This is a genomic window from Streptomyces sp. NPDC059994 (assembly GCF_042737755.1).
In the GTDB taxonomy this organism is placed as follows: domain Bacteria; phylum Actinomycetota; class Actinomycetes; order Streptomycetales; family Streptomycetaceae; genus Streptomyces.
In genome coordinates this window covers 66,974-76,973 of record NZ_JBHWUR010000029.1, presented here as the reverse complement: position 1 = coordinate 76,973, position 10,000 = coordinate 66,974, and the positions used below count along the sequence as shown (strand labels likewise).

General features: G+C 71.0%; 11 protein-coding genes. 3 read left to right on the top strand and 8 right to left on the bottom strand.

Annotated features, from left to right (window positions below; translation table 11 throughout):
- Nucleotides 1–287 precede the first annotated feature (287 nt).
- The gene (locus ACFWA7_RS17325) at nt 288–815 is read right to left on the bottom strand and encodes an N-acetyltransferase (protein WP_385543527.1); all 528 of its coding nucleotides are present in this window, start codon (nt 813–815) and stop codon (nt 288–290) included.
- 190 nt (nt 816–1,005) lie between these two features.
- Between ACFWA7_RS17325 and ACFWA7_RS17320 the strand changes: the two genes are divergently transcribed.
- Nucleotides 1,006–1,641, top strand: a complete 636-nt coding sequence (locus tag ACFWA7_RS17320) for a hypothetical protein (protein WP_385823686.1) — start codon at nt 1,006–1,008, stop codon at nt 1,639–1,641.
- A gap of 268 nt (nt 1,642–1,909) precedes the next feature.
- A complete protein-coding gene (locus ACFWA7_RS17315) occupies nt 1,910–2,461 on the top strand; it encodes an alpha/beta fold hydrolase (RefSeq protein ID WP_385823684.1) in 552 nt (183 codons plus the stop codon).
- Between the two features lie 275 nt (nt 2,462–2,736).
- Here ACFWA7_RS17315 and ACFWA7_RS17310 read toward each other — a convergent pair whose 3' ends face one another.
- The 7 genes from ACFWA7_RS17310 to ACFWA7_RS17280 all read right to left on the bottom strand — a co-directional run bounded on the left by ACFWA7_RS17310 (nt 2,737) and on the right by ACFWA7_RS17280 (nt 8,351).
- Nucleotides 2,737–4,002 carry a ParB/RepB/Spo0J family partition protein gene (locus tag ACFWA7_RS17310; protein WP_385823682.1) on the bottom strand — a complete coding sequence of 422 codons (1,266 nt, stop codon included), beginning with the start codon at nt 4,000–4,002 and terminating at the stop codon, nt 2,737–2,739.
- Nucleotides 3,999–5,270, bottom strand: coding sequence for a ParA family protein (locus tag ACFWA7_RS17305; protein WP_385823680.1), 1,272 nt, complete (start codon nt 5,268–5,270; stop codon nt 3,999–4,001). Before ACFWA7_RS17305 ends, ACFWA7_RS17310 begins: the two co-directional genes overlap by 4 nt.
- Nucleotides 5,271–5,660: 390 nt before the next feature.
- Nucleotides 5,661–6,113 carry a hypothetical protein gene (locus ACFWA7_RS17300; RefSeq protein WP_385543536.1) on the bottom strand — a complete coding sequence of 151 codons (453 nt, stop codon included), beginning with the start codon at nt 6,111–6,113 and terminating at the stop codon, nt 5,661–5,663.
- Nucleotides 6,110–6,631, bottom strand: coding sequence for an RNA polymerase sigma factor (locus ACFWA7_RS17295; RefSeq protein WP_385823677.1), 522 nt, complete (start codon nt 6,629–6,631; stop codon nt 6,110–6,112). Before ACFWA7_RS17295 ends, ACFWA7_RS17300 begins: the two co-directional genes overlap by 4 nt.
- On the bottom strand, nt 6,615–7,070 hold the full coding sequence (locus ACFWA7_RS17290; protein ID WP_385823675.1) for a DUF3995 domain-containing protein: 456 nt from the start codon (nt 7,068–7,070) through the stop codon (nt 6,615–6,617). The genes ACFWA7_RS17295 and ACFWA7_RS17290 overlap by 17 nt, the downstream gene beginning before the upstream one ends.
- A 217-nt stretch (nt 7,071–7,287) precedes the next feature.
- Nucleotides 7,288–7,518: a hypothetical protein gene (locus ACFWA7_RS17285; protein WP_385543545.1), complete on the bottom strand. Its 231-nt coding sequence runs from the start codon at nt 7,516–7,518 to the stop codon at nt 7,288–7,290.
- Complete coding sequence (locus ACFWA7_RS17280) at nt 7,515–8,351, bottom strand: helix-turn-helix domain-containing protein (protein ID WP_385543548.1); 837 nt, start codon at nt 8,349–8,351, stop codon at nt 7,515–7,517. Before ACFWA7_RS17280 ends, ACFWA7_RS17285 begins: the two co-directional genes overlap by 4 nt.
- 469 nt (nt 8,352–8,820) lie before the next feature.
- Between ACFWA7_RS17280 and ACFWA7_RS17275 the strand changes: the two genes are divergently transcribed.
- Nucleotides 8,821–9,816, top strand: coding sequence for a hypothetical protein (locus tag ACFWA7_RS17275; protein ID WP_385543551.1), 996 nt, complete (start codon nt 8,821–8,823; stop codon nt 9,814–9,816).
- The last annotated feature ends 184 nt before the right edge of the window (nt 9,817–10,000 follow it).

The following is a 10,000-nucleotide window of genomic DNA, read 5'->3' as shown; positions in this document are numbered from 1 at the left end:
TGCACAACCTCGCCCTCGCCGGATAGGCGAGCAGACCGCACCGCGACCGACCCCTGCCCAGGGTGACTCAAAGATCATTTACGGGACAACCCTTAGGGGGCGGCTGATGGGTGGGTGTGCGGCGCTGCGCGAGCCCTGGGGCGACTCCGGGCCCCGGCCCACCCCTCATCGGCGTGCCGGAGAACCACCGGTGCCAGGCCCTCTGCCTGCCCCTCCCCCGCCCCGCCGTCACGCCAACTCGGCCTGCCCCACGGGTCGTTACGGCAGCCGAGTCGTGCGCGCGCCGGTCAGGGGCGGTGTACGGGGCGGATCATCACCGTGTACACGGTGAGGTCGCCGGGTCCTCGGTGGTTGGCGACGCTCCGGTACCCCCAGGTCTCGCAGACGGTCTGGAGCGCTCCGCCGCCGATGGCGGAGTCCACCAGGAGCGTTACGCGCTCCTCCGGCCGGAGCGAGAGCCATATGTCGTGGAGCTGTGCGGCGACGCCGGTGCCGCGCCAGGGCTCGCGGACGACGATCTCGCTGAGGACGGCCGTCCGCTGCCCGCTCTCCCTCGTGACGTACTCCGGCAAGGGCACGATCACGTTCGCCCACCAGTCGGTGTCCGCCGCGAGGGAGAAGCCGTGGCAGTACCCGACGGCCCGGCCCCCCTCGTATCCGATGGCCGTCGTCCAGCCGGGCCTGGCGGCGGCCGCATGAAGACGCGCCTCGAACTGCTCGGCGTCGGAAGCCCGAGCCTCCGTGTGGACTTCGAGCAGGCTGTGCTTGACGTACGGGAGGTGCTGGGCGTCGGCCAGGCTGTACTCGACTGTCACGGATGTCGTCCTCTCGCCTGCGGTGGGCCGGTGAGCCGTGCCAGTGAGTCACTTGGCTCCGGCGAGCCGGCCGCACCAGACTAGCCGGAAACCGACCACCTGCGCTGTTTCGGCCTCTCCCCCGCCGTCGGCCCCTGTGCTCAGTAGATCTGGAGATTGGCCCCGAACAGGCCGGGTCGGCCTCGGCCGCTTGTCGCCACCGGCGCAGCAAGCCGTCCAGAACGTTGTCGTCCGTACTCCCGTCGAGCCCGTTCTGGTCGTCGGCCGCGGCTCGTTCCCGGCGGTGAGCGTCAACGCTCGCTCGACTTCCGGCAGGGTCGCGCGCACCTGCGCCGGGGTGAGCAGGAAGTTGCCGCACCAGCCGGGCCCTCGGCGCGAAGTCCTTGCTCTGCACGGAGAGGAACAACCGGTCGGGGGATTCGTCGAGTTCCCCTACGTCGTCGACGATCCAGAAGTCGTCCTCCGGGCCCGCGCCTCCGTACAGCTGCTGGATGTGCTCACCGGGCGCGGTCAGCTCGAAGAACGAGTCGACGGCACCGGCCGTCTCGGCGTCCGCGCCGTACCGCGTACGGTGACTCGGCAGCGGAGCCCGCTGCCGTCGCTGCCACCGTTCCCGCGCGTACGGAACGTCGCGCTCTTCCGCGATCAGTGGCAGTACCCGCGGGGCGAGTTCGTCCACCACGCTGTCACGGTGGGCGCTGACGGCCCAGGCCGAGGTGATACCTATCGCGCCACCGTACGGCAGACGACTGATGGCAGGCAGCTGGTCTGTCCGCTCCGGCTGAGCGGAGTCGGAGCAGCCCGACGTCAAGTCGACGGCCGGTGACAGGTCCTGTCCCCCGGCCGTGACGCGGGCCGGATCCACGGGCCGTCGGCCGGAGTCCATTTTCCAGGCCGTTTTCAAGGCCAAAAAGGCGGATCCCGAAACCACGCGGCGCTGTGCTGCCCTCTGACGGCCCCGCACAGGCTCCCCGACCCGATCACACCAACTCCCTCCCGAACGGGCGCTACAGGCCCCCTTATGCGAGTCGGGTCTATGCCGTTATGTCGTTTTCTGCCTTCATTCATCCGATCTACAGATCATCGGTATCGAGGTGAATCCGGCAGACCTGTGCGGGGAGGCGACTCCGCCGCAGTTGCAGGCAACGCTCGACGGGCGCGCGCGGTGCCCGGGGGCGGTCCGCTACGCCGGACAAGCCGTACAGCGGCCTCGAAGATCTGCGCGTCGTCTCCTGGATCACTGCGGCCTGCCCCGAGCCGCGCTCGTCGGGCTGAGCATGGGCGGGGAAACGTCCCTGGACTTCGCCCTCGCCCACCCGGACCACGTGAGCGCGCCGGCCTTGGCCGGCGTCTCCGTAAGCGGACACGTCTGGCCGCGGGACGCGGAGTCAGCCGCCTACGCGGCCACCCGCCGCACGGCAGACGCGGCCGCGCCGGCCGAGCCGGAGCTTTCCATCTGGGCGTCCCTGGGGCGCACGGGCTCCTGGCGGAGAGCCGATCAAGGCGATGGTGGAGGAGACGCGCCACGGCGGCGAGTCACCAGCGAGGCGAGTCACCAGCGAGCGGTTCCTCCCGCACTCCCCCGGCCGCGACGCCGAATCCAGGCTGGGCCGCACCACCGCGCCAACCCTGGTTGTCCATGGTGACCACGACCACCCGGAGATCGAAGTCATCGCCGACCGGCGCATCGCCGACCTCCCCAACGCCACGGCCAGGTCATCCCCCCGCCGACCACTACCTGCCGCTACGCACCCCCGAACGGCTGACCGCCCTACTGCCGGCACATCTGCGCTGAGGGCTCCCCCGGCTCCGGTTATCACGGCGTGATAGGTCACTTGCTGATGCCCGATGGGCTCCTTACCTATCACGCCGTGATAATCCGGCTGCCTCCTCGTGGGCTTCCGAGGTGCCCGCCGGGCCGTCAGTCGGCCGTTGCCGGTTCCGTTCTGATGGCTTCCCGGGCCGCCTCCTCCTGGAGACGTTCCAGCATCCGGTTGCGCTCGGCGGAGGTCATCCGTGAGATCGCGATTTCGGCGCAGGCGACGCCGTCGTTCCACGGCATCTTGACGACGGGCCGGGCGCCGGGGCCGGAGTTGGTCTCGGGGCGCGGGGCGGGGAGGTCGCTGCCGTGGAGGGGGTCGGGTTCGGCCTCCGACCTATCACGGCGTGATAGGTCGGCATCGGGCGTGGAGTTATCACGGCGTGATAGGTCCGCGTCGGCCCTGGGGGTATCACGGCGTGATAGGTCGGTGTCGCGTGCAGGGCTGTCAGGGGGTGAGGGGGCCAGGTCGGTCGGTGGGGTATCACGGCGTGATAGGTCGTCTGCTTCGCCGGGTTCGGGCCGGGGGTGCAGCTCGACCTTCTGGCCGCGTGCCAGGGCGACGATGGCCGAGGTGCTGCCGTCCGGTGCGAGGTCCGGGACGATCGAGGAGCTATCACGGCGTGATAGTTCCGCCGCGCGTCGGGTCGCCTCGCGGCGTTCGTCCGATGCGGCGGCGCGGGCGTCGGCCTGTTCGCGCTGCTGCTCGGCGGTGTACTTGGACAGGTTCCGTACGTGCTCGACCTTGCGGCGGCCCTCGACCAGGTCGGCCTGGAGTTCGGGGGTCAGGTCCAGGACCGACAGCTTGGAGGAGATCGTGGACTGGGCGATGCCGAGCCTCTTGGCGGCGCGGTTCTGGGAGCCGTAGAACTCGACGAGCTTCTTGAGCGCGTTCGCCTGCTCCAGCGGGTTCATGTCGTCGCGGTGGACGTTGGCGACGAAGGCCGCTTCGAGGAGTGCCTCGTCGGTGGAGACGAGGGCGTTGTCGACGCTGACCCGGACGGTCGGTACACCGGCGAGCTTGGCGGCTGCCAGGCGGCGGTGGCCGTCGATGACGATATAGCGGGTGTCGGGGTCGAGGTCCTCTGCGCGGTCGGGGCGTTCGCGCAGATAGGCCTCGACCGAGGCGATGGTGATGGCGTTGACGAGGCCGATCTCGCGGATGCTGTCGGCCAGGCCGGCCAGGTCGCGCAGTTGCTCGCGCGGGTTGTCGGGGTTCTGGCTGATGCGGCCGACGGGGAGCTCTGTGGGGTCGGGGACGCCGGCGGTCGGGGCGTCGGTCGCGGCGCCGATGGCTGCGCGCCGGGCGGAGACGGCTCGGGCCTGGCCGAACGACGTGCCTGCTCCGAGGTCCTTGGCTTTGCTCACTTGCTGATCTCCCGGGCGAGGGCGCGCAGCCCGACGGACTGGTCGCAGCGCGGGGCGTACGACAGGAGCGGACGCTTGACCCGTACCGCTTCCTTCTGTTCTTTCAGGTCTCCGATGACGCCGACGACGCGTGGATCCTTGATGTCCATCCAGGACTGGAGGGAGGAGGTGGCGATGTACCCGCGCCGGGCGTCGTAGTGGTTGACGACGATCCCGAGGTAGTCGAGTTCGAGCGCGAGGTCGGTGCGCATGTCCTCTATCTGCGACGTCAGCAGGTCGTAGGCGTCCGCGCTGCTGTCCTCGGCCTGGACGACGATGAGCGTGCCGGAGTTGCCGGGGACCTCGTCGGGGCGGCGGCGTCCGTAGTACGCGGCGGCGTCCATGCTCAGGCCGAGGCTGGGCGGGCAGTCGATGAGGATGACGTCGTAGTCGGCTTCGACGGGGGCCAGGGCGCGTTCGAGGGCGGCTTCGCGGGCGCGTACCGATGCCAGGCGTACGTCGAGGAGGAAGGCGTCCGTGCAGGCGGGCAGGAGGTGGAGGCGGTCGCCGAAGCGGTCCTCGTCGATGGCGACGATCACCTCGCGCAGCTCGCCCTTGGCGTCGCCGGCCATGTGGTTGGTGAGCGAGTCCCCGCCCATGGGCAGCGGCTGCTGGCCGAGCTGCTTGGTGAGGTGGCCCTGCGGGTCGAAGTCGACGAGCAGGACGCGCTGGCCGAGGCCGGGCAGGTCTTCGAGGGCGAGGGGGTCGTAGCGGTCGCCGCTGCTGTCCGTGTCCGCCTCGTTGGCTTCGTCGAGGAGGGCGGCGAAGTGCTTGGAGACGCGTACGGGCATGAGGACGGTGGGGTCTTCGGCCAGGGCCTCGCCCGTCCCGGCGGTGATGGCGGTCTTGCCGACGCCGCCCTTCTGGTTGCAGACGACGATGCGCCGCACGATCGCGGGCCGCCGTACGGCCGGGGCGGGGTGGTGGTCGAGCCACACCTGTACGGACTGGGCGAGGCCCTGGATGAGGGAGACGCCCCGGTCCTTGCAGTCGGCGCGGAAGCCGGTCCACTGGGCGGCGGGGAGGAAGGTGGCGAACGATTCTGCGCCGGAGGTGTCGATGGGGGAGAGGTTCGAGCCGAGGCTGCGCCAGGTCGTGATGCCCGTCTCGACGGCTTCCTGGATGTCGACTCCGAGCTGTGCCGCGCGGATCTTCAATTCCTGGCGAAGCCGCAGGGGAAGCTTCGAGACGACCTTCTCCCGGTCGCTTCTGGTGGCAGGTGAGGTCATGAACGTAACTCTACTAACGTTGTAGATCGATTGATGGACTGACACGTTAGCTTTCTGGCTTTGCGGGAGAGAAAGTTGGGGTGATTGGGGTGAATCAGGCGATTTGGTGGTGAAGTGCTGGGCGGGGGAGGGGAGTTATCACGGCGTGATAGCCCCGGTGCGGGAGGCTGACCTATCACGGCGTGATAACTCGGCTTCTCCGACTTGGTTGCGGCCGCTGACCTATCACGCCGTGATAACTCGGCCCCTCCGACTCGGTTGCGGCCGCTGACCTATCACGCCGTGATAGGTCAGCCTCGCGTCATCAGGTTCTCCCACCGTGTCCGCCGGCGGCACGTCTGCTTCAGGTCGTGGGCCGGCTCCGAGCACCCGGAGCCGGGATCTTCCCGGTCACAGCAGGGCCGTCAGGCGCTGAACGCTGCGGCTGCCCTCACGACGCACGCCCAGGGGGATCAGGGCGGCGCGGGCCGGCAGGCGCACCCCTCCGGTGAATGCCACCCGCGTTCCCTGTCCGTCGGGCGCCGCAGCCACACCGAGCAGCAGGAACCGGCTCTGCAGCCAGCACCAGCCGGGGCGCTGCACCCCACGCAGTCGTGCCCGCATCCCGTACTTGCTGCGCGCCAGCGCCTCCACGCGCTCGCCCTGCCGACGGACGACGCACAGCCGCTCCATGTCGGGCACGACCTGCCCGAAGGTGCCTTCCAGGTCGTCCAGCAGGGCCCAGACCCGTTCGAAGGAGGCATCGATGTGCGCCTCGGTCACGTGGGCCCCGCGAATGCCGCCGGCCAAGGCGTGCAGGCGGCGTACCGGGTCGAGGTCGGTGGTGGGCCAGGGCTCGTTCATGACGTCCACGCCTTCCGGAAGGTGTCGCGGGCCCGGTGCAGCCGCGACTTGACGGTGCCCGTGCGCACGCCGAGCAGCGCGGCGGCGGTGCGCTCGTCCAGGCCCTCGACGTCCCGCAGCATCAGCACCGCGCGGTGCTCGGGGGAGAGCCGGTCCAGTACGTCCCTGATGTCGGCGCGGAGTTGGGGGTCGCCGCGGGCGGGAAGCGCGCTGAGATCGGCCGGTACGGTGCGGGCGGCGCGGTGCGCGGTGCGGATCGCCTCCCGTACCGCGATGGCACGGACCCAGCCGTGCAGTGCGGCCGGGTCCCTCAGGGTGCGCAGCGACTTGAAGACCGCCACCAGGGCCTCCTGAGCGGCGTCCGCACCCTGGCCCAGGGCTATGGGCGCGCAGACGCGACCCACGTATGGGGCGAGGACGTCCAGGAGTTCGGCCATGGCCAGGGTGTCGCCGCGCTGGGCGGCTCGCACGAGCCGGACCGTCCGGTCCTCGGGTTGTTCCTCAGGCACGGGCCGCATCCTTCCACCGCGCCACGCGCAGGGCGGCGACGGCCAGGACGGCGCACAGCGGGGTGTAGAGGATGAGGTTGAGCCAGTAGAAGGCGGTGCCGGTCTCCTTGGCGAACAGCCAGTAGATCCCCGCCAGGGCGCGCAGCGAGAGGCCTGCGGCCACGGCCAGGGTGGCGATGCGGAGCAGCAGGTGGTGGGGCCGGCGAGCGTGGGCGAGGACGAAGGCAGCCGCGGTGATGAGGAGGACGACAAGAGGAAGCAGGATCGGTGGTGTGAACGGCACGTCCGTCCCGAGAACCGCGTCGGACAGGCTCTTGTCGTCGGCCGCGGGCCAGGTGGCTCCCGTCGTCCAGTACAGGTGGAGCGCAGCGTCCACGGTGAGCACCGACGCGACGAGCGCGGCAGCACGGGTCGGGGCGGGGGTGTGGCGGTGGGGCCCGAACGGCATGGGTCCTGATCCTCCTACGTCGGCGAGGGAATTCCGTCGCCGTGTTGAGGAGCCGTCCGCGCGAAACGTTCCCTCGGAGTACGTGAATTCTCAGCACCGGTGGCGGCGTCCCGGGGCCGGGACGAACGCAGGATGGGCTCTCCGCCGGCAGCTTCGGCCTCTTGGGGTTATCACGGCGTGATAGGTGGGGCTTGAGTCTCGTCCGGTTGGGCGTGCCCTACGTCAGCGCTACGTACAGGACGCCCAGCAGGCCGTAGATGCCCGTCACCACGCCGCCCCAGGAGAGCGCGGCGAGGATCTTGCCGCGGTGGCGGATCGCGTAGGGGTCGTTGCGGGCGTGGGACTTGCTGAGGCGGGTGCGCAGGGAGCGGTAGTCGGTGAGGAGGGCTGCCGACGTCGACGTCCAGCAGATGAAGAGCAGGAGGAGGAACAGGTCCAGGACGCTCATGGGTGCCTCGGGGGGTCTGCTCGGAGCATCGGGGTGCGGGTGTGCCGGCGGCGTTCGCCGGGGTGGAAGACAAGGATCGTCATGCGGGCACCGGGGGCGGCCATCGGCTGGGCCGCGCACAGCGTGACCCAGCCCGGGCCGAGGGCGAGGTGGTGCAGGGGGCGTTCCTCGCCGTCGAGGGGGAGGTAGGCGCCGGCCCGGTCGTAGATACGGGAGGTGACGGGGTCGGTGAGGACTTCCTTCTCGATCTGTTTGAGCGTCTCGTCGTGGGGATCGGCCGCGAGCGCACCGCGCAGATGGGGGAGGGCGAAGGGGGCCCAGGTGTTCTCCCAGTCGGCCAGGACCGAGCGGGCGGTGCGGTCGAGGGCCATCCAGCGCATGGTGTTGTGCGGGGCGCGGCCGTCGGGGAAGAGGGCGGCGAAGGCGGAGTTGAAGGCGAGGAGGTTCCAGGAGCGGTCGTGGACGTACGCCATGTGCGTGATGCCGTCGACGGCTTCCTGCCAGACCCCGGGGATCTCCTCGCCGGACCGCGAGTTGAGGGGGTAGGGGGGATCCTGGCCGAGTCCGTACCGCCACAGGGCGATCCATTCCTGCTCGTTCATACCGAGCAGGCGGGCCACGTCTTCGAGGAGGTCGGCGGGCGGGTTGCCGTAGCGGCCGGACTCCAGACGGCCGTAGGTGTCGGGGGCGCGGTGCAGCAGTTGGTCGATCTGGGCCTGGGAGAGGCCGGGGGCGCGCCGGCCCTGGCGGGTGGGCCGGTTCAGGCCGTGGCTCTCGGGTGAGATGAGTGCGCGGCGTTCGCGCAGCAGGCCGCGCAGAGCAACCTTGTCCATGAAACGTGTTCCCCATGCGTGGGCGGCCCCCCGGCAGGAGGGATGCCGCCGCGGTGAGCTGTGCCGGTGCGGAATGCGGGGTGCGGGGATCAGCAGCCCCAGGCCGAGTCCCGCCGTCCGCCCGGGGCGGGTTGCGGAGCGCCGTGGGCCGAGAGCGGTGTTGCGGGTGTTGCCGTGGGTGCCTCGCGGTGCTGCATCGGTGCTTCCTCTCGTACGCCGTGGTGTGGGCGGTGGGGGAGCAGTGGCAGCACCCTCCCCGTCGTACAAACGTCCTACGGACGGACCGGGATCGAACATCGGCCGTCCGTGCGAGCGTTTTCGGCCGGGACCGGGCGGGGCGTACCGGCGGGGCCGGGTCCCGTACAGGCCCACCGGTACGCTGCCTGGTCCGACAGGCGGCGATCAAGCGGTGGCGGCTGCGTGTGTGCGCCGGGCGTACGCACGCAGCGCACCGACGGGGGCGAACCAGGTGGAGAGCGACAATCCGGCGCGGCGTACGGACCGTCTGCCGCCGGAGGCGGTCGAGTTGTACGGGCGGATCACCCGGCACGAGCCCCTCACCCCCGAGGACGGGCCGGTCCTGGCCCGGCTGCGGGAGCGCGGCCTGGTGGCGGTCGACGCCGATCTGCCGGACATCCCGATCGCGCTCGACCCGCAGGAGGCGGCCCGGCGGCAACTGGACGCGGACCTGCGGGAGATGGTGGCCCGGGCGGCGCGGATGGCGGCGATACCCGAGGACGCGGACGAGTTGAGCGTGCACTTCGAGCGGGCCAAGTGGCGTTCGGGGCGCGGTTCCGAGTTCCTGACGGAGCCGGGGCTGGTCAACGCCCGTATCGAGCACGCGATCAGCCAGGCGCAGGGCGAGCTGCTCACGGCCCAGCCGGGCGGGCCGCGCAGCCGGGAGCTGCTCGCCATCGCGATGGACCGGGACAGCCGGGCGCTGGAGCGCGGGGTGAGCGTACGCACGCTGTACCGCGACAGTGTCCGCGACGACGAGGCGACGCGGCAGTGGGCGCGGGTGATGACCGGCAAGGGCGCGCAGTTCCGTACGCTCATCGGGCCGTTCCAGCGGTGCATCATCGTGGACCGGCGCACCGCGTTCGTCTCCGACCACATCGTGAACTCGGTGCCCAGCCATGCCGCCTGGCACGTCCTGGACCGGGCGGCCGTCGCGTACATGGCGGAGGGCTTCGACCAGGAGTGGCGGCGCGCGGAAATCTGGCACGGCGATCCGCGGGCCTCGGACGTGGCGGCGGGGGCGCGTACGACCCGGCTCCAGCGGGAGATCCTGCGGGACACGGCCGCCGGGATCGAGCAGCGGATCACGGCCCAGCGCCTGGGCATCGGGCTGCGTACGCTCTCGAAGGAGATCGGCAAGCTGCGTGAGCTGTGGCAGGTGTCGACGCTGGCGGAACTCACGTACCGCTGGGCGCTGTCGGCGGAGCGGCTGATCGACGACGGGTGACGGGGGGCGGGTGACGGGGGGCGGCTGATCGACGACGGGTGACGGGGGGCGGGTGACGGGGGGCGGGTGACGGGGGGCGGGTGACGGGGGGCGGGTGACGGCGGGCGGGTGACGGCGGGCGGGTGACGGCGGGCGGGTGACGGCGGGCGGGTGACGGCGGGCGGGTGACGGCGGGCGGGTGACG